Below are 19,742 nucleotides of genomic sequence, written 5' to 3' on the forward strand. Positions count from 1 at the left end.
GGCTGAGAATCTTTTGCAGTAGGGTGGCGGTTTATTTTCAACCTATTAATCCTACTGGATTAGGATGTATAGCAGCATTCACACTTAAATATCAGTTAATCCCACTGCAGTAGGATTTATCGATTCGACAGGTTAATCAAAACACTAACATCGAAGTACAAACATCTGATAAGCAAACTCAGCGCCGTACTGCCGGTAGATGTTGATTTCTTGCTGGGTATCCAGCAAAGCCCTTGAATTTGGTAGCTGCGGCTTCATCGCATCAATACGCTCTTGCAGCGGCTGGTAGTAATTCTGCCAGGCCTGGTCGCTGAGTGAGAACTGATCCACCAGCTGATAGCCTGCCTCCTGTATTCGTTTGATGCAGCAGGCGATGTTTCGCATATCCGGGTAGCCTTGCTGCCAGAAATCACGCGCTTCCGGGCTTGGTGTATCCGTTAGCCAGACCAGCTCACTAAGCACCAGATAACCGCCAGGCTTTAAGAATGTCTTCCAATAGCGCAGCGCCTGCACCAGCCCCATGATGTAGGCAGAACCTTCCGACCAAATCGCATCAAAGCTTTGTTTTGCAAAAGGCAGCTCCGTCATGCTGGCGCAAAGGACTGACACCCGTTTGGTGAACCCCAGCACTTCCAGTTGCTGCTGCAAAGCCTCCAGAGCCGTAGGCTCGTTGTCGATTGCGGTGATGCTGGCAGTGCTATGCTCAGCCAACAGGGTGGTGGCGATGCCCTTGCCGCAGCCAATTTCCAGCAGGGTAGCCGGTGGCGGTGTCAGCAGTGCCAGTGCCCGCAGGGTATCTTCTGCACTGCCTGGCGCCCAATACTTTAAGCCCTGGTAGACGGCCATAAAGTCCGCCATGTACTGTTCGTGTTCGTTCATATCGTGTGATAACCATTTTAAGCGCAAGGCTTCTTTTTCAGTGAAGCCCTGCTGTTTCAGCCAGGATAAATGAGCATCCGGTGCTGCTTTATCAACGGCCTGATGCCAGGCCCGCAGCGTAGAGTGCCCTAACAAGCTAGCCAGCAAATGCCGCGCCTGCTGTTTTTGCGCTATTTCGTGATCCAGTTTCTGCAGGCGGGCCTGCAGCAAACTCTGGTTTAACTTGGCATCGAGACAGGCTTTGCACTCGCTAAGCGATAAGCCACCCGCCTGCAGTTGTTGCAGCAAATACAGTCGCTGCCTGTCTTGCTCGCTATAGAGCCGATAGCCATTGCTTTGGCGTTGCGCGCGCAGCAATCCCTGCTTTTCGTAATACAACAAAGCGGTACGCGATAGTCCGGCCAGTTCAGATATTCGATACATCGCCGGTTCCTTTACCAAAGAAATTGCAGCATAAACTATAAAGTTATAGACAGGTCAAGCCATGATGTGTGTTTAGTAGTGCAGCAGCTGGCAATGAACGGCACTACTGACCATAATTTTACAAATTGGTCGGACTAAGTTGTGGCTTGGCCGGGTGAGTTCACACGATTACCGGAGGAAATCATGAGCGATTATCAAAAAGCACAAACACGGCTGGAGCTAACCACTGGTGACTCGGTGCGGATCCTTGCACCGCGTTAGCGTCCGCCCTTCAGGACGGACACTAGCTAAGCCCAAAAACATCCCGGTATTTGCTTTCTATTGCTTGCACCTCACTATCAGATAACGCAGCAAACTCCTTGCTTCTTGCCCGCTTCGATAGAGTGCCATTGCCTTGCCTTAAGAAGTTCAGTAGCAAGCTCAGACTCTTGTGAGGAAAGTCAAACCGATTATTTATGTATTCCCATACCTCGTCATATCTGGCAAGATACTGAACTTCTTCAGGAAGTACGGTTTCTACCGTATCTTTTATGCATTCAAATAAGAATACCACTTGATTAGTCATGTCGCCGTAGCGATAAAGATCAATGGTTTCGTTAGTCACATGAACATTATTGTCTGGAGTTGGGTGCCATTCAATGTAGTTTAAACGCGGTTTTGTAAACTGCTCCAACACAGCCTTGTATTCTTGTATTCGTTGTAAAATAACTGACGATACAGGGAAAACTACACCTTTTGGTGTAAATCCATTTTCAGCCAAAACATGATGGATCAGATAGCGATGAATTCGTCCATTACCATCCTCTAGCGGGTGAATAAATACAAATGAAAAAGCGATTGTTGTAGCCGCTAATACTGGATGAAAACCAGATTTCTTCATCAACTCATAGGTTTCGAAAAGCGCAGCTAGTAGTTTATCCAGATCTTCCGGCTTTGCTGATATATGCTCTGGTATTGGAATATTTGTTATTCTGTCATGCTCACCAACAAAGCCTCCAACACAGCGAATTCCTGGTACAATAAATCGACTATCTGGTATGACAACTTGTTGTAATCGCTCAATCTCCTCAACGGTTAACCTTTGCTGACCTGCTTGACCGATAATTTTCCCCCACCGCTCTATGCGGTTGTGGGGGGGGGCTTCTCCTTCAATCGTGTAAGAAGCCTTTGAATCTGACAGCAGCAAAAAAGCAGCAGCTCTTGCTATCAAATCACTATGTACATTGCCAAGATGTTGAGCAGCTGTCTCGTTAAAGCCTTGCTCTATAAAGTGGATAATTGCATCAGTTTTCCTAATCAAAGGGCAAAAACCACGAACACCCGGCAAGTTATTATTGATTCTTTGGCGCGGAACTTTTGTTGCGGAGCAACCGAACTGAAGCTTTTCATTTAGCGCGTCAACATAATTACCCGTGGTAACATCATCGATTGGCAGTAATTTTTCAGTAAGCCATTCATAGAAAAACCAAATTCTCCGACTATAAGAACCCGTAATTTCGCCCTCAATAGAATGCCTTATATCATCTTCTGCTAATGCATTAAATAAGCTTCTGATAACCGCTAAATCGACCCCTTCATATTTTAATGCGAATACTAATTGTGAAAACCAGTGGGGTTCTGGTTGATAGCGGCTCCCCAATAACTGCCACCTACCTTTACTGCGCTTGGCGCTTTTAGCCGCAACAATGGCATAGATGCTTTCCGGGGAGGGAACATTGAGTTGATATTCGCATATAAGCCATGAGTATCCTGCCAGCTCTGCGTTAGGCTCAGGAAATACCTCGCCATCAAAAAATTTTATTTCTTTATCGAATACCATAGTGCTCACGTGAAAAGCGATTAATGACCATGAAAATTAATTATTTTATCCTACATCACGTGAATATTGATTACAAGGGGGCGGGTAGTCTCAAATTGGTGGCATGAAAAAGTCTTACTGATCATGAAAAACGATTATTATTAATAGGTTCTCGTAATAAATGGTTATTTGCGGAGTTTTCAAGGTGGAGTGCTATTAAAATTGCGGGTGTATCAAAATAAAACCAGCAAATCGCAAGCTTCCCTGGAGTATTAGAGCAATTCAGCGGCAGAGGTGAGGGAACTGCCTGTGCGCCGTCGCTGAAGGTGATGGCTTCGCCGTTGTAGACCACTGCACTTTGCTTGAGGGCGGTATTGAATGCTAAGAAACGTTTTAATTTTTGTGTAAAACGGAAGTTGTATTTCACATTTACACGAATTCAGTTGGGATGCAAAGGTATTTCAGTCTTTAAGCCAACTGCTGATATTGCTGCAAAAAGTCGACAAAAGCGGTGACCCTGGCCGGGCGAAACCTGCCCGGTGGATAGACCGCATAGATACCGCCTTGCGCTAAGCGCCAGTGGGGCAGCAGCCTGACTAATTGGCCACTGTTGACCAGCTCGCGGGCGCTGTAGTCGGGCAGTATGCCGATGCCGGCTCCGGCCAGCATCAATGCGGTGATCGTTTGGGTCGAGCTGGTTTTAAAGGGCGCCTGCAAATACTGACTGTGTTGCACCGTCGCACCGCTCTTTGGATCGGTGTGACTAAAGCGCCACTGCTGTGGTTGCTGTAATGGCGTAAAGGCAATAAAGCGCAAGTCAGCCAATTCGGCCGGGTGCTGCGGTATGCCGGTTTGTGCCAGATAGGCCGGGGCGGCCAATAACCACTGCTCAAAACTGCCGAGTTTTCTGGCCTGCTGGCTGGAGTCTTTTAACCAGCCGGCGCGAATGGTTAAATCTATCCCTTCTTTAATCAGATCTTTCACCTGATCGCTGCTGCGAAACTCTACCTCCAGCGCCGGGTGCTGCGCCATAAACGCAACCACTGCTGGTGCCAGAATGCGGTTGTTGTAATCTTCCGGTGCACTGAGCACCAGCCTGCCTTGCAACACCTTGTCGCTGCTTTGCAACTGTTGCAAGGCCTGTTGCAGCTCATCGAGCAGGGGCAGGCAGTCGTGCAGCAGCTGCTCGCCGGCCTGGGTCAGGCTAAGTTGGCGCGTCGTGCGCCGAAACAACGCCACCCCTAATTGTTGCTCCAGCGCTTTTAACTGCAGGCTGATCGTGGTTTTGCTGCAGCCAAGCTGCTCGGCTGCCGCGGTAAAGCTCCCGGCCAGGTGAAGCTGCTGCACCAGTTGTAGGCTATTTAAATCGGCGTGATCCATGCTTATTGTTTTAATTAACCAAACAGTGATTTTAATATTAGGCTATTTTTCTGCGTTAATCGAGTGGGCATACTAGCGGCACACTGAAGGTGAATCACAAAGTAACGTTAGGAGCACAGTATGGAATTAGTCATTTTAGGCGCATCAGGCTTTATCGGCTCGGCCATTACGGCAGAGGCATTAAGCCGCGGCCATCAGGTAACCGCAGTGGTGAGCCGACCCGAGCGGCTTGAACCCAAAGCGGGCTTAACAGTGGTCGGGTTGGATATAAACGACACCGCAGCCTTAACGGCGTTATTGCGCGGCAAAGATGTGGTGATCAGCGCCTTTAGCGGCCATGCCCAGCAGGATGTAAAAGGCTACTATGTAAAAGCATTTCAGTCCGTATTTACTGCCGCAAGCACTGCCAAAGTAGGCCGTTTGCTGGTGGTCGGTGGCGCTGCTACCTTAACCCTGCCCGATGGCAGTCGCCTGCTGGATAGCCCGGATTTCCCGGCAGAATACCGCGCTACCGCTGAAGGTGCGGCAGAGGTATTGCAGCAATTACGTAGCCAGAGCACCCTGAGCTGGAGCTTTTTATCGCCGGCCGCCGATATTTTCCCGGGCGAAAAAACCGGAAGCTTCCGCCTGGGATTGGATGCTTTACTGACCGACAGTCAGGGGCAAAGTCGCATTTCTAATGGCGATTATGCGGTGGCGATGCTAAATGAAGTGGAGCAGCCACAGCATAGTAACCAACGTTTTTGTGTGGCCTATTAGAATTTGGCCAGGTAGAAATTAACCTCCCTCTCGGGTGCTGAATGGCGACATGAACAACAGCGAGCAACGGCTGGTTGCTGTCAGTCGAAAGGAGGCAAAACAAGCGCCATAGACTCAGAGATTGAGTATATAATGCTGGTTTTTCCTCCTCAGGTCGTTTTGTTGTGACTAGTCTTGAAAAAACAGTGGATTTGCCGCCCTCGCCGATAGCAACACCTTCGCCAATTTCTACGCCTGCGATAATGGTAGTGCCGGTGGTTGGTGCAGTGAGTGTGGTGCACTTGCTCAACGATCTGATCCAGGCGGTATTGCCAGCCATTTATCCGATGCTAAAACAGGATTATGCGCTCAGCTTTACCCAGATTGGCCTGATCACGCTGATTTTTCAGCTGACCGCTTCTGTGCTGCAACCTGCTGTGGGTTTTTACACCGACAAACACCCCAAGCCCGCTTTGCTGCCACTTGGCATGGTGTTTACTCTGCTGGGGCTGGCGCTGCTTAGTCTGGCCCAGCGTTATGATATGCTGCTGTTGGCATCGGCGATGATAGGGCTGGGCTCCTCAACCTTTCACCCCGAAGCCTCCCGGGTTGCACGGATGGCATCCGGTGGGCGCTATGGTTTGGCGCAGGCGATGTTTCAGGTAGGGGGCAATGCCGGCTCGGCGCTCGGGCCTTTGCTGGCTGCGATGATCATTATCCCGCGCGGCCAGGGCAGCATCGGCTGGTTTTGCCTGTTTGCCATTGCCGGCATTATGCTGCTGGCGTGGGTCAGCCGCTGGGTGGTGCAATCCAATGCCAGGCAACGGCTAGGCAATGCCGCGAGAAAGGGCAATGGCTTAAGCACCCGCCAAACCCGCCAGGCATTGGGGGTACTGGCACTGCTGATTTTCTCCAAATACGTCTATATGACCTGTCTGAGTAATTTCTACACCTTTTACCTGATTGAAAAATTTGAAGTATCGGTAGCCGACTCGCAGTTGTTTCTATTTTTGTTTTTGGCCGCCATCGCCGTGGGCACGGTGGCCGGCGGCCCCATAGGGGACAGGTTTGGCCGCAAGTGGGTGATCTGGGTATCGATTTTGGGCGCGGCACCGCTGGCGTTAATGCTGCCTTACAGCAGTTTATTAGGCGCGGCGCTATTAACGGTGCTGATTGGTCTGGTGATGTCGTCGGCTTTTTCGGCCATTATTGTGTTTGCTCAGGAACTGATGCCGGCCAGGGTAGGGATGATTTCCGGGCTGTTTTACGGTTTGATGTTTGGCATCAGTGGCATAGCCGCGGCCGTACTTGGCATGCTGGCAGATGTCACCAGCATAGGTTTTATTTTCAAGCTCTGTGCCTGGTTTCCCCTGCTGGGCATACTGGCATTCTGGCTGCCGGATATGCGCCGTACTGTTTAGCCAGGCCAGAACAAAATTATGATCGCTTTTCCCATCAGAGCGTATTGGTCTATTGGTTTTTAGCACCATCCGAATGTCTAACCAAAAGAAGTCATGCTTATGCGATATGTTCTGTTTGCTGCTGCGGCGGGAGCCGTGGTAGCGGCTGCTGTTTATGCGGTTACTGTGAGTGGCCGGGCACCGGTCAGTGCCCAGGATTTTGTCAATTTACAACAAGGCGACTCAATTCAGGCGGGTTTCAGGCGCGCTCACGCCAAGGGGTTTTGCATCAGTGGCGAGTTTCAGGCCTCCGGAGAATTAGCTGCTTACTCCAGTGCCAAAGCATTGCAGCCTGGCAGCTACCCCTTAATTGGCCGCATTTCAATTGCCGGGAGCAACCCAACGGCACCTGATTTACGCGCGCCTGTGCGCAGCCTGGCCTTAACCATTTTACCTGACACAGTGCATCAATGGCGCACGGCGATGAATACACCGCCGGTGATGGCGGTAGCTACGCCGGAAAAGTTTTATCAACAGCTGTTGGCCATTCAAAGCAATACCGTGCCGCAGTTTTTTGCTGATCACCCGGAAAGCGCGCATTTTCTACAATGGCGTAGCCACTATCAGCCAACCCAAAGTTATGCCACGGAGCGCTACCACAGCATTAATGCTTTTTATCTGGTTGACCGGCAAGGCAAACAGCAAGCAGTGCGTTGGGCGGCCTTACCACTGACGGATGATGCTGGCGTTATTGCGGACGAAGAAGCAGCAGATGCATTGCAGCAAGAGTTTTTCAGTCGGCTGCAGCAAGGGCCAGTGCGCTTTGACTTGCAGTTTACCCTGGCAACCGCCAAGGATGAACCGGCCGACGCCACCACTCCCTGGCCGGAAAGCAACCCACAGCTCAGTGCCGGTACTATCGTGATTGAGCAAGCCAGTGTGCAGCAAGAAGGCGCCTGCAATGCGCTTAATTTCGATCCCCTGGTGTTGCCCGCTGGCTTTGCACCATCGGCGGACCCGATTCTACGCGCCCGCGCAGCCGCCTATGCCGAATCGCACCGGCGCCGGGCCCGCGAAGTCTTGATGCAGCAGGTTGCCGGAGGTGCCAATGAATAAGCCGCAGTCTTATCCTCTTGCCATGCGGGTGATGCATTGGCTGATGGCAGCTCTAGTGCTCTGCCTGTTGTTTGCCGGTTTAACCATGGTCAAGTCACTGGGCCCCTGGCAGCAGCAACTGCTGGCCTGGCACAAAGCCATGGGGTTGATTGCCCTACTGGCGATTGTGGTGCGCCTTATCATTCGCCTGCGCTCAGAAAAGCCAACATTACCTGCTAGTGTGCCGAACATGCAGCAACTGGCAGCGAAGCTCACGCAACTTGGCTTTTATCTGTTGCTCTTTGTGATGCCGCTATCCGGCTATTTAATGCAAAACGCGGCCGGCCGGCCACTGAGCTTGTTTGGGCTGCCGCTGCCAAGCTTGCTTCATACCGATTTAGCCCTGTACGGCTTGTTCCGCGAAATTCATGGCTGGGCAGCGCTGCTGTTGGTGCTGCTGATCGTGGTGCATAGCTGTGCCGCCCTCTATCACGGCTTGATTAAGCGGGATGGGGTGTTTCGCAGTATGGTACGAAAATAGTTCATAGCGTGCGAGAAGGTCACTGCACCAAGCGATGCAGTGACTTTTCTCGGAAAAGAGTCAGTCTGAATTTTGTTGCATCAAGAACTCTGCCAATGCCTGATAAGCCGGTAACGAGGTTGCATCATTGGCGCTGTTGCTGGCAACCGGATGCGAGGCGAAACGCACAATCACCATGTCAGCGGTCGGGTCGATGTAAATGGTCTGGCCATGCACGCCCCGGGCAGCAAAAGCCTGATGCGGATTATGAAAGACCCACCACATACTGCGGTAACTGCCACCGGTTAAACTGCTAAAACCGGCCGCAAAGGCTGCTTTATCACCACCAGCCCGAATGCTGCGGGCCAGCTCTGGCGCTATGACCCCGGGTTTCCCCTGAGCTGCATCCAGCAGTGCTTGCCCCAAACGGCCCAAATCCCGCAGGGTGGCACTGATACCGCCACCGGCAAAGGGTGTGCCGAGCCCATCGACAGTCACGTAGGCATCCTGTTGCATCCCCAATGGCTGCCACAAGAGTTCAGACACCAACTGGTGATAGGGTTTACCGGTTACGGTGGCGAGCACCCAGCCCAATACATCACTGTTGACGGTTTTATAGCCAAACACCTTGCCATGCTCTCCCGCGGCCCGGACGGTCATCAGATACTCAAAATAACCCACTGGCCCCTGATAGCCGGCAGGCTTCGGCAGCGGGTTAGCCGCAGCACTGTATTGCCAGATATCCGCAGTTGGATCGGCATAATCTTCACTGTACTGAAGCGCAGTGGTCATATCCATCACCTGCCTCACCGTAGCATTGGCAAAGGCCGAACCCCGAAGTGCTGGTATCAGCTGACCGACCAGAGCGCTTTCATCCAGCAGCCCCTGTGCAATCAGCATTTCCGCCAATAAGCCGGTGATGGATTTGGTCATCGACATCGCGGCATGATGTTGTTGTGGGCCCAAACAGCCCCGATAGCTTTCGTACACCACCTTGCCGCGGTGGAGCACCAAAAGTCCATCGGTATAATTGGCCGCCAGGCTATCGTGCCAACTGATGGGCGTGCTGGCCCCTGTAGGAGTGAACTGCAATTGGTCAATCGACGCAATGAGTGCTTCTGGCAGTGGGGCATAGTGGTCGATGGCGCGCGGAATGGCTGCAGTAGGCAGTAACTCACGCATGTGGCACACGCTCCAGCGTAACTTAGGGAAACTAAAGAAGTTGCTATCGGGCTGAGTGATCCGTTTTTCTACCGGCGGCGGAAAACCCTGCATCCAACCGAGCGTTCGTGGATCGGATTGTTCGGCGTTTAATGGCTCCACTGATGAAGTCGCCGCTGTAACGGGCAAAACAGCAGTTGCCATCAACCCGATGAAAACAGATACGAAGATTCGCTTCGGACTCGCAAAACGCATAGCACTGCTCCTTATTAGGCGGCTTCATTCAGCTTAACAAGGAATAGCTGTCTGCTCCAGTGTTACTGGCTTGGAAGGCGCTACCAATCGCTAAAACTCAGAAGGAACATCCACAAACACGGGGCATTATTGAGTCAGCTTTGTGGCATGCAACTCAAATGCTGGTGCATGGTTTTGCAAGTGCCTGCAAATACTTGACTAAAATACTCGGATAAATAGTTGAGTGTTTTACTCAGGTATTGTACCATCGCCTTTTCTGGCGATTTCTCAGATTATCAAACAGCGCTAATGAATACAGCACATGCTGCGGCCTTGTTTGGTGGTTGTGTTAAGCATACTGATAATGAGGGGTTTATGCGAGGTACTATCACTGAAACGGTGACTCAGGTTCATCATTGGAACGATACGCTTTTTAGTATTAAAACCACACGACGCCCTGGCTTCACCTTTGAAAATGGTCAGTTCGTGATGATTGGCATCGAAGTGGACAACAAACCACTGCTACGGGCTTACAGCATTGCCAGTGCGAACTACGAAGATGAGCTGGAGTTTTTCAGCATCAAGGTACCGGACGGTGCCTTGACCTCGCGCTTGCAGCACATTCAGGTGGGGCAGTCGTTGCACATCTCGACCCGTCCAACCGGTACCCTGGTTGCAGGGCACCTGACACCAGGCGAAAACCTGTACCTGTTGGCCACCGGCACCGGTTTGGCCCCTTTTATGAGCATCATTAAAGATCCTGCTATTTACGAGCAATTTAACAAGGTGATTCTGGTGCACGGCGTGCGCACTGTTTCTGAGCTTGCTTATCAGGATGTGATCTGCAATCAACTGCCTAACAATGAGTTTTTTGGTGACTGGGTGCGGGACCAATTACTTTACCACCCAACAGTGACCCGTGAAGCGTACCGCCATGCCTTGCATCAGCAGCGGATCACCAGCTTACTGCAGTCGGACATCTTCACCGAGCACTTGGGCATGCCACCACTGAGCCCGGAGCGGGACCGGTTTATGCTGTGTGGCAATCAAGCTATGCTGGATGACACCATGGCCATTTTAAATGCCAGAGGCTTTAGCAAAGCCAACTCCCGTCAGCGAGGTGATTACGTCATCGAGCAAGCCTTTTTGGAAAAATAGTCTACTTGTTAGCAGCGGATGCCTCATCGCACTGCCAACAGGGTTGTACACGAGGTTTGTGCGGGCCTGAATTGCCGCAAATCCTTAAAAAATTGCATTGATTAACAACCCAACACACAGAATCACCATGCAACGTATTGATTGCATGGTGATTCTGAGATCGGCCTCTAACTCATTGCAGCACGCTTTTCGATATGTTCAAGCCATTCATTGCTGATGATAAGTTCACAGATCTATTTACTATACCAACCAGACGGTATATTATTCGCACTACTGTACCAACCAGACGGTTTTTTGAGGGCGAATGATGAACAAACGAGCCAAGGTAACCAAAGCGCAGATCATTGAAGCGGCGCTAAGCGTGGCAGCCGAAAAGGGCGCTGGCAGGGTAACGCTGGATGAAGTCGCCAAAGTCAGCGGTTTTAGCAAAGGCGGCTTGCTGTATCACTTTCCCAGCAAAGAAGCGCTGATAAGCGCTATGGTGCAGCAGTTGGTGGATAACACCGAAGCCGGCCGGCAGCAACTGCTGGCGCAAGGAGAAAATGCACTGACCGCTATGGTTAAGGCGCATGCCCTCTTATCCGAGCATCTTCAGGGCAATACCGCCATGGCCCTTTTAGCAGCAGCTGCTGAGCAACCTGGTTTGCTGAACCCGGTGCAGCAGGCCTGTCAGCTTTTGCTGCAGGATATTAACGCTGAGAGTGGCGATAACCCGGAAGCGGTATTACTGATGCTGGCCTGCGATGCGCTCTGGTTTCAGGATATGTTGTCAATTTCGCCCTTTACCAGCAAGCAAAAAGAGCAACTACAACACTACCTGCTATGTCGGGCTAAGGAGCTGATGCCATGAAAACTTTGTTGGTAAAAACACTGGTTCCTTTCACCTTGCTGTTAATGGTGTCACTTGGGTTGACGGCTTGCTCGAAAGCGCCGGATGAAGCCGACCAGCAGATGCCAGTGACGGTAAGGCTGGTGACGGTGAATGGCGATGCTCAGCACAGCAGCCGCAGTTTTGTTGGCCGGGTCGATGCGGTCAGCACCGTTGATCTGGCATTTCAGGTCGGTGGCCGGGTGACGGAATTGGCTGTACAGCAAGGCCAGGTGGTGCCGGCCGGTGAGCTGTTGGCGGCGTTGGACCCTGCCGATTACCAGTTGGCGTTGCAACAAGCCAGGGTGCAACTGGAGCAGGCGCAGCGCGATCTGGAAAGGGCCAGGCCGCTGCGGGAGCAGGGTATTTTAACGCCGTCGGATTTTGAGCAGCTGCAAACCAGTTACGATCTGGCCAAAGTAGCGCTGGATAATGCCCGGCGCAATGTGGAACATACCCGGCTGGAAGCACCCTTTGATGCGCTGATCACCCGCCGTTTGATTGAGCGTTATACCACAGTGGCGGCCGGCACGCCGGTGCTTCGGGTGCAGAATATCAGCGAACTTCGGGTGCATATCAATGTGCCGGAGCAATTGATGCGCCTGGTAAACGACAGTGCTGATTACCGTGTGTTGGTGCGCCTGCCGGGTCTGGCGGATGGGGTGGCGCTGCAGTACCGCGAGCATGCGACTGAGGCCGATGCCATCACCCAAACCTACCGGGTATCCTTTGCGTTGCAACCGGTGGCCGGGGTGAATCTGCTGCCGGGTATGACGGTGAATGTGGTAACCGAGCGTACCTTGCAGCAAAGCAGCTTATCGGTACCTTTGTCGGCGATTGATACCGGCACGCCGGAGCAGTTTTATGTCTGGCGTTACCTGAGTGACAGCCAGACGGTAGAGCGGGTTCAGGTCGAGCTTGGCCAAATCCACGGCCAGCAGGTCGATATTTTAAGTGGCGTGCAGTATGGCGATCAACTGGTATCGGCTGGTCTCGTGCATTTGCAGCCGGGGCAGCGGGTACGCCCCTTTCAGGCTTACTGAGCGAGGATAACGGATGAACATTGCCAGTTACGCCATTGATAAGCAAATCAGCACCTGGTTGCTGGTGTTGCTGTGTTTTTTGGGTGGTCTATGGGCCCTTAACACCATTGGCCGGTTGGAAGATCCGGCCTTTACCTTAAAAGAAGCCATTGTGATGACGCCTTATCCGGGCGCGACCGCCGAGGAAGTCGAGCGTGAAGTGACGGAGAAAATGGAGTCGGCCATTCAGCAGTTGTCGCAGTTAAAGCGCATCAGCTCGAAATCCATGCCGGGCATGTCGGAAATTAGGGTCGAGATTCAGGACAAATACGATGGCAGCCAAATGCCGCAAATCTGGGATGAGCTCAGGCGCAAAGTCACTGATATTCAGCCTGAGCTGCCCAGCGGTGTGCTGACTCCGATGGTCAATGATGACTTTGGCGATGTGTTTGGCATTTTTTATGCGGTAACGGCCGACGGTTTCAGCGATCGGGAGATCCGCGAGCTGGCGAGCTTTTTACGGCGGGAAATGCTGACGGTACCAGGGGTCGCTAAGGTACAAACCGCCGGTGAGCCGGAAGAAGCCATTTACGTTGAAATCCCGCACGAACGACTGCTTGGGCTGGGGCTACCGCCAGGGGTGATTGTTGATACGCTGCAATCAGAAAATGCGGTGGCCTCCGCTGGCTCGGTGCTGGTGGGCGATAAGCGGGTGCGGCTGGTCAGCAAGCCGGGGCTCGACTCTGTAGCAGCCATTGAAAACGTGCGCATAGGCAACCCCGGCTCGACCGAACAACTGAGTATTTACGATGTAGCCGAAGTGCGACGCGATGCGGTGGAAACACCGAGCGAACTCATTCGTTTTAACGGCAAACCGGCTTTTACCCTGGCGGTGGCAGGCTTAAGCGATGCCAATATTGTCGATGTGGGTAAAGCCGTTGATCAGCATCTTGAGCAGTTGCAGGCACAAATTCCGCTTGGGGTAACGCTGCAGCCGATTTACCAGCAGCATCTGGTGGTAGAAAAAGCCATCAACGATTTTATCGTCAATCTGGCGCTGTCGGTGTTGATAGTGATTGGCGTGCTGTGCCTGGCCATGGGCTGGCGGGTTGGGCTGGTGGTGGGAGCTACTTTGCTGCTGACGGTGCTTGGTACGGTATTTTTTATGCGGCTCTGGCACATTGAGATGGAGCGGATTTCGCTGGGGGCGTTGATCATTGCCATGGGTATGCTGGTTGATAATGCCATCGTGGTGGCTGAAACCATGCTGATCAATATGCAGCGTGGCCTGAGCTCGCGCCAGGCCGCCCGGGAAGCGGCAGGCCGCACGCAAATCCCGTTGCTGGGTGCTACCGTCATTGGCATTATGGCCTTTGCCGGCATTGGCTTGTCGCCAGATGCTACCGGCGAGTTTCTGTTCTCGCTGTTTGCTGTGATTGGTATTTCCCTGCTGCTGAGCTGGGTGTTGGCCGTCACCGTGACGCCGCTGTTTGGCCATTACCTGTTTAAGCCGGCCAGCGGGGCTTCGGCCGATCCTTATGCCGGGCGCTTTTATCGCCACTACGCTGTTTTGCTGCAGCGGGCGCTGCGTCATCGCTGGCTGACACTGGGTGGACTGGTATTGCTGACCCTGATTAGTGTGCTTGGTTTTGGCAAGGTGCCGCAGGTGTTTTTCCCTGCCTCGAACACGCCGATTTTCTACGTCAATTATTACCTGCCACAAGGCTCGGATATCCAGGCTACGTCGCGGGACATTGCCCAACTGGAAGACTTTTTACTGCAGCAACCTGAGGTGGAGTCCGTCAGCAGTTTTGTCGGTGGTGGTGCCAGTCGTTTTATGTTGACCTATGCGCCTGAGCTGCCCAATCCTGCCTATGGGCAACTGATTGTTCGCACCGGGCATCGTGATGAAATTCCACCCTTGATGCAGCGGCTGCGCGAGCAAATGCCGCCTGAGTTACCGCAAGGTACCATCTATTTGCAGCAACTGATGTTTGGTCCGGGGGCCGGTGCCAAGTTGCAGGTGCGGTTATCCGGTGCCGATGAAGCCGAGCTGCGTCGCTATGGCCAACAGGTGGAAGGCATCATGCGGGCCAGTGGCGTCATCACCGATATCCGGCAAAACTGGCGGCAGCGTGAGCTGGTGATTGTGCCGGATTTCAACGAAGAGCGGGCCAGGGTGGCCGGGGTGAACCGCACCGATGTGGCGCAAACGCTGGAACTCGCCACCACCGGGGTGCAAAGCGGGGTGTACCGTGAAGCCGATCGGCAAATTCCGATTGTGGTGAGGCCGCCGGCGCATGAGCGGCTGAGTGTCGATAACCTGCAGGATCGGATGATCTGGAGTTCGGTCGACAATAGTTACATTCCTATTACTCAGGTGATTGATGGTCTGTACACCCGCAGCGAAGAAGCCCGTATTCACCGCCGCGACCGGGTTCGCACCCTGACGGTGGAAGCCGAGCCGGTGCTTGGGATCACGGCCGACCAGGCGCTGCGGCAGATTAAAGATCAGCTCGAGCAACTGGCACTGCCAACAGGCTACCGTTTAACCTTAGGCGGAGAATACGAAGACTCGGCTGAAGCCCAGCAATCGCTGGCCAATCAGTTGCCACTCAGCTTTTTGGTGATGCTGGTGATTAGCATTTTGTTGTTTGGCTCGTTCAAGCAGCCGCTGGTGATTTGGCTGATTGTGCCGATGGCGATTTGCGGGGTGACGGCAGCACTGCTGTTGTCCGGCCTGCCTTTTGGTTTTACGTCCTTGCTGGGTTTTTTAAGTTTGTCGGGCATGCTGATGAAAAATGCCATTGTGCTGGTGGATGAAATCGATCTGCAACTGCAGCAACTGCCAGACAAAATTGAGGCCATTGTCCAGGCCAGCATCAGCCGGATCCGCCCGGTGATCCTGGCGGCACTGACCACCATTTTGGGCATGCTGCCGCTGCTGTGGGATGCATTTTTTAACAGCATGGCGGTGACCATTATGGGGGGCCTGGCTTTTGCCACGGTGCTGACGCTGGTGGCTGTGCCTGTGCTCTATGCTGTGGTGTTTTCTATTCAAAGTAAAAAAAGCAGTTAACCTGGCCGCACCATACCCCGGCTAATCCCCGGGGATGGTGCCTGTCTTTAACATTGAGCCCCTGTGTGGCTGCTAATTTGCATTAGATTTGTCAAAAATTGCAGATAGTGGCAGTTATCTTCTACGCTTCCATGTAGAATGCGCGTTTTCTAAGCGCAGCCAGATTTTCTGATGCAGTGCATATGGGTAGGATAGGTATGAAAAAGACATTCGCGTTAACGCATCCCAGGCTAAAACCAGCACGTTGGGTAGACGCCATTAAGCATGAAATTAGAAAGTACCTGAAGCGGGAGCGACGTAAAGCGCTGCCAGCGGGTATGGACTACTGGACCTTTGATTGCCGTTTTGGTGCCACTGAAGAAGTGGCCGTCAAAATTTTCACCCCGGACATCAATAAACAGATCGATGCGGCTGTGGCGCAAGACTTGCCAGGTTTTTATGTTGAAATTCTGGCCAGAGCCTGCCCGCATCAGCCACGCGATAGTCGTGACGATACAGATAGCGATTTTGACGGTGCCAGTGATTAATTTTTTTGTAAACTGTAGCTATTCTACAGAGGAACTCTTATGCAATTTTCATCTTTAGATTTAGCGGCAGACTTACAGCGCGCTTTGATCGAGTGCGGTTACAACGAGATGACGCCGGTGCAGGCTCAGGCCATCGTACCGGCCCGGCGGGGCAAGGATTTGCAGGTCACAGCGCAAACCGGCACCGGTAAAACGGCGGCTTTTGCTATCCCGGTGCTGCAGCGCATGCTGGACAACCCGAAAGCTAGCCAGTCGCGTCGTCCAAGGGCTTTGATTGTAACGCCAACCCGTGAGCTGGCCGAGCAAATTGGCACGGCCATTACAGCTTACGCGCAGTTTGTGCCGCTAAGCGTGACGGCATTGTATGGTGGCGTCAAAATGGGCGGCCAGGCCAGTAAACTGGCGGCTGGCGTCGATATAGTCATCAGTACCCCCGGCCGTTTGCTGGAGCATATGGCGCTTGGCAATGTGATGTTAGGCGATGTGGAATTCGTGGTGTTGGATGAAGCCGACCGCATGCTGGATATGGGCTTTAGCACCGATGTGCTGAAATTGCTGCAGATGACAGCCCGTAACCGACAAACCTTGTTGTTTTCTGCCACTACCTCGCCTGCGGTCAATGAGTTGTCGCATAAAATTCTGAAGAATCACCAGCAAATCCGGGTTACCAAAACCAACAGTGCAGCGGATACAGTCCACCACGTAGTGTATCCGGTGGAAGAAAGTCGCAAAATCGAGTTATTCGAACAGCTGCTGGCCGAGCAAAACTGGTTTCAGGTGTTGGTGTTTACCAGTACCAAAGACCAGGCAGACCGCTTATTAGCTGGCCTGCAGCAGCGCCGTATCGAGGCGGCGGTGTGTCATGGCGATAAAAGCCAGGGGGCACGGCGTCGGGCACTGGCCGATTTTAAATCGGCCAAGTTGCAGGTGCTGATTGCCACTGAAGTAGCCGCCAGGGGCCTGGATATTCAGGGGTTGGATTATGTGGTCAACTTTCATCTGCCGTATTTGCCGGAAGATTACGTGCATCGCATTGGCCGTACCGGGCGGGCAGGGGCTAAGGGCCATGCCATTTCCTTTGTCAGCCGTGAGGAAGAGCAAAGCTTAGAGCGCATCCAAAAATTAATGGGCAGTACCATTAAGCGCATTAGCAAACCAGGTTTTGAAGTCAGCACCCGCGATTCGCTGTTAAAAAGCATTTCGCGTAAAGTGCTGACCGGGCGTGCCAACAAAGCATCTGAAACCACCATCGACCTGGAGCGCTCAGGCAAGGCTGGCTCGAAAGCCAAGGCTAAGCCGAAAGCCTCGGCTCCATCACAAGCTAACGCCAGGCCAAAAGCGAACGCCAAGCCAAAAACCAAAGCAGGCCGAAGTAAGTAAGCTTTAGCCGCCATCATCCAGAGCTTATGCCTCTGGGTGATGGCGGGGCGATTTACCTCAGCGGTAGCTCTCACCAAGGCTGCTGTTCAAACCTTTGTACCAAAAAATCCAGCAATGCCCGTAAAGCGACCGGCATATAGCGCCGGGATGGGTAGAGGGCATGAATGTCCAGCTCTGGTAACGACCATTCAGGGAGAATCACCCTAAGCCGGCCTGATGCAATAAAATCTTTGACCAAATAGCTTGGTTGCATGGTCATGCCACCATCAGCCAAATTCCACTCAACTGATCGAAGCTTTGCAGCAGGCTTATCCTGAATTGCCGATTGATGATGGCCTTGTGATCAGTGCGAAGGTCAGTACTGGTGAAATGCAGTGGTAATTGCAGCTTGCTTTGGCAGCGAAATCTTGACAAAAGGCTGTTCCTTATATAGAACGTTCATTATAAGGAACAGCTGGAGTGGTGTGTGGATCTGGATTCGCTGACAACCCTGGGGCGGCATTTACAACAGTTGCGGTTTGCCAGTGGTTTATCGCTTTCTCAACTGGCGGCCGAAGCGGGTATCGCCAAGTCAAATTTATCGCGCTTAGAGCAAGGGCAGGGCAATCCTACACTGGATACATTGTGGCGGCTTGCTGTGCGGCTGAATGTGCCATTTGGCAATCTGGTAGCGCCAATCAGCGTTTCTTTGGGGGATGCCGGGGTCCAGGTGCGGCTGATTGATCAGGGCAAAGATAACCCAAAGGTGGATGCTTACTGGATGTCACTGTCACCTCATACGGTGCGGCAGGCGGAGGCGCACTCTGCTGGAACATCTGAGTTGATTACTGTGGTCAGTGGGCAATTGGAAGTAGGGAGTCTGGGCCAGACCAAGCAACTTAGTGCCGGGCAAAGCCACCGCTTTGCAGCCGACCAACCTCATAGTTATCGCACGGCCGATGCCTGGGCGACTGCACAGCTAACGGTGATTTATGCGGCCACTGAGAGGGCGTCATGAGTACATCGGGCCTGTCCGGCTCTTCTTCGCCTTGGTGGAGTGGCGCGCGTGAAGCCACTCCTTTACTGGGGGGCTATATTCCTGTCGCTATTTCCTTTGGTATGGTTGCGGTGCAAGCGGGCTTTAGTGTCTGGCAAAGCATCCTGATCTCGACCCTGATTTATGCGGGCGCTTCGCAATTTCTGTTTGTGGCTATGGTGGCAGCCGGGGCTCCCTGGGGCTTGGTGGTGGTGATGACTTTGTTGATCAATGCGCGTCATGTGGTGTATGGACCCAGCATCGCCCCTTGGTTGCCCAAAAGTCGCTGGTGGCCGTTTTTAAGCCACGGTCTGACCGATCAAATCTTTGCCCTGGCGCTAAGCCGTCTGCCACAATTGCCAGCTGAACAGCGATTAGGCTGGTACAGCGGTGCCATGTTGCTGGCCTGGTTTAGCTGGGTGGCTGGCACGGCGGCTGGAGCTATCGCCGGTGAAGAACTTAGCCGGCACTGGCCTTTGCTGGGCGAGATCATGCCCTTTGCTCTGCCAGCCCTCTTTCTGGTATTACTGGCACCGCGTTTTACCTCACGTACCTGGAGCATTGCGCTGGGCGCTACCATCGCTGTTGCCATGTTGCTTACCTTGTATGGCTTTACCAATGCGTCGATCCCGCTGGCAGCGGCATCCGGGGCTCTGTGCTTTTACCTGGCAAAGCTGACTATACGGGCTGGAGGGTATCGTAATGGATAATGGTTTTTGGCTTGCCTTGCTGTTGGTAAGCGCAGGCACCCTAGGTATGCGTTTCCTGCCGCTGCTCTGGATGCAGCGCCATCTGCTGAAACAAAAGAGCCAGGGAGGCCTGGCGTCGATCCCTGGCTGGCTGAGTGTGCTTGGACCCTTGATGATTGCCGCCATGCTTGGTGTCTCGCTGGTACCTGCTACTGCGGACTGGTCCACCTGGCTTGCCACCTTGCTGGGTGCTTTATCTGCCTTCATGGTTTGGTTATGGACCAAATCTCTGGGCTGGCCGGTACTGGCAGGAGTGAGTAGCTATGGGCTGGTGATTCTGCTGGTTCGTATCAGCACTGGTGGTTAAGGTGTTTTT

The 19,742-nt window shown here is 52.9% G+C and carries 19 protein-coding genes; 13 read left to right on the plus strand and 6 right to left on the minus strand.

From position 1 onward, the window contains the following. Positions 1-144: 144 nt before the first annotated feature. The 4 genes from QWF21_RS11160 to QWF21_RS11175 form a co-directional block, all read right to left on the minus strand. On the minus strand, positions 145-1,302 hold the full coding sequence (locus tag QWF21_RS11160) for a MerR family transcriptional regulator (protein ID WP_330088130.1): 1,158 nt from the start codon (positions 1,300-1,302) through the stop codon (positions 145-147). A 283-nt stretch (positions 1,303-1,585) separates the two neighbouring features. After that, positions 1,586-3,121 (minus strand): Fic family protein, encoded by a 1,536-nt coding sequence (locus QWF21_RS11165; RefSeq protein WP_330088131.1) that lies wholly within the window; start codon positions 3,119-3,121, stop codon positions 1,586-1,588. 121 nt (positions 3,122-3,242) lie between these two features. Then, positions 3,243-3,527 carry a hypothetical protein gene (locus tag QWF21_RS11170; RefSeq protein ID WP_330088132.1) on the minus strand — a complete coding sequence of 95 codons (285 nt, stop codon included), beginning with the start codon at positions 3,525-3,527 and terminating at the stop codon, positions 3,243-3,245. 41 nt (positions 3,528-3,568) lie between these two features. Then, positions 3,569-4,480: a LysR family transcriptional regulator gene (locus QWF21_RS11175; RefSeq protein WP_330088133.1), complete on the minus strand. Its 912-nt coding sequence runs from the start codon at positions 4,478-4,480 to the stop codon at positions 3,569-3,571. A 120-nt stretch (positions 4,481-4,600) separates the two neighbouring features. On the opposite strand from QWF21_RS11175, the gene QWF21_RS11180 reads away from it, so the two are divergent. From QWF21_RS11180 to QWF21_RS11195, 4 genes are all read left to right on the plus strand, one after another. Then, a complete protein-coding gene (locus tag QWF21_RS11180; RefSeq protein ID WP_330088134.1) occupies positions 4,601-5,239 on the plus strand; it encodes an NAD(P)-dependent oxidoreductase in 639 nt (212 codons plus the stop codon). A 242-nt stretch (positions 5,240-5,481) separates the two neighbouring features. Further along, a complete protein-coding gene (locus QWF21_RS11185) occupies positions 5,482-6,639 on the plus strand; it encodes an MFS transporter (protein ID WP_407935288.1) in 1,158 nt (385 codons plus the stop codon). Positions 6,640-6,738: 99 nt separating this feature from the next. After that, a complete protein-coding gene (locus tag QWF21_RS11190) occupies positions 6,739-7,734 on the plus strand; it encodes a catalase family peroxidase (protein WP_330088135.1) in 996 nt (331 codons plus the stop codon). Beyond that, positions 7,727-8,254, plus strand: a complete 528-nt coding sequence (locus QWF21_RS11195) for a cytochrome b (protein ID WP_330088136.1) — start codon at positions 7,727-7,729, stop codon at positions 8,252-8,254. The genes QWF21_RS11190 and QWF21_RS11195 overlap by 8 nt, the downstream gene beginning before the upstream one ends. A 60-nt stretch (positions 8,255-8,314) precedes the next feature. Here the strand turns inward: QWF21_RS11195 and QWF21_RS11200 are convergent, their stop codons facing one another. Then, positions 8,315-9,598, minus strand: coding sequence for a serine hydrolase domain-containing protein (locus QWF21_RS11200; protein WP_407935287.1), 1,284 nt, complete (start codon positions 9,596-9,598; stop codon positions 8,315-8,317). 405 nt (positions 9,599-10,003) lie between these two features. Between QWF21_RS11200 and QWF21_RS11205 the strand changes: the two genes are divergently transcribed. From QWF21_RS11205 to QWF21_RS11230, 6 genes are all read left to right on the plus strand, one after another. Then, entirely contained in the window at positions 10,004-10,786 is a 783-nt protein-coding gene (locus QWF21_RS11205) for a ferredoxin--NADP reductase (protein ID WP_330088138.1), read from the plus strand. A 304-nt stretch (positions 10,787-11,090) separates the two neighbouring features. Further along, positions 11,091-11,636: a TetR/AcrR family transcriptional regulator gene (locus tag QWF21_RS11210; protein ID WP_330088139.1), complete on the plus strand. Its 546-nt coding sequence runs from the start codon at positions 11,091-11,093 to the stop codon at positions 11,634-11,636. Further along, a complete protein-coding gene (locus tag QWF21_RS11215; RefSeq protein ID WP_330088140.1) occupies positions 11,633-12,697 on the plus strand; it encodes an efflux RND transporter periplasmic adaptor subunit in 1,065 nt (354 codons plus the stop codon). Before QWF21_RS11210 ends, QWF21_RS11215 begins: the two co-directional genes overlap by 4 nt. 13 nt (positions 12,698-12,710) lie before the next feature. Then, entirely contained in the window at positions 12,711-15,755 is a 3,045-nt protein-coding gene (locus QWF21_RS11220) for an efflux RND transporter permease subunit (RefSeq protein ID WP_330088141.1), read from the plus strand. 197 nt (positions 15,756-15,952) lie between these two features. Further along, positions 15,953-16,282, plus strand: coding sequence for a DUF6172 family protein (locus QWF21_RS11225; protein ID WP_330088142.1), 330 nt, complete (start codon positions 15,953-15,955; stop codon positions 16,280-16,282). A 39-nt stretch (positions 16,283-16,321) separates the two neighbouring features. Then, positions 16,322-17,662, plus strand: coding sequence for a DEAD/DEAH box helicase (locus QWF21_RS11230; RefSeq protein WP_330088143.1), 1,341 nt, complete (start codon positions 16,322-16,324; stop codon positions 17,660-17,662). Between the two features lie 70 nt (positions 17,663-17,732). On the opposite strand, the gene QWF21_RS11235 is transcribed toward QWF21_RS11230, so the two are convergent. Then, positions 17,733-17,915, minus strand: coding sequence for a LysR substrate-binding domain-containing protein (locus tag QWF21_RS11235; protein ID WP_330088144.1), 183 nt, complete (start codon positions 17,913-17,915; stop codon positions 17,733-17,735). Between the two features lie 213 nt (positions 17,916-18,128). Here QWF21_RS11235 and QWF21_RS11245 point away from each other — a divergent pair, with 213 nt between their 5' ends. The 3 genes from QWF21_RS11245 to QWF21_RS11255 are packed head-to-tail and all read left to right on the plus strand — an operon-like array spanning position 18,129 to position 19,733. Further along, positions 18,129-18,659 (plus strand): helix-turn-helix domain-containing protein, encoded by a 531-nt coding sequence (locus tag QWF21_RS11245; RefSeq protein WP_330088145.1) that lies wholly within the window; start codon positions 18,129-18,131, stop codon positions 18,657-18,659. Continuing rightward, complete coding sequence (locus tag QWF21_RS11250) at positions 18,656-19,387, plus strand: AzlC family ABC transporter permease (protein WP_330088146.1); 732 nt, start codon at positions 18,656-18,658, stop codon at positions 19,385-19,387. Before QWF21_RS11245 ends, QWF21_RS11250 begins: the two co-directional genes overlap by 4 nt. Then, positions 19,380-19,733, plus strand: coding sequence for an AzlD domain-containing protein (locus tag QWF21_RS11255; RefSeq protein ID WP_330088147.1), 354 nt, complete (start codon positions 19,380-19,382; stop codon positions 19,731-19,733). The genes QWF21_RS11250 and QWF21_RS11255 overlap by 8 nt, the downstream gene beginning before the upstream one ends. Positions 19,734-19,742: the final 9 nt, after the last annotated feature.

Source organism: Alkalimonas mucilaginosa (genome assembly GCF_036327005.1).
In the GTDB taxonomy this organism is placed as follows: domain Bacteria; phylum Pseudomonadota; class Gammaproteobacteria; order Enterobacterales; family Alteromonadaceae; genus Alkalimonas; species Alkalimonas mucilaginosa.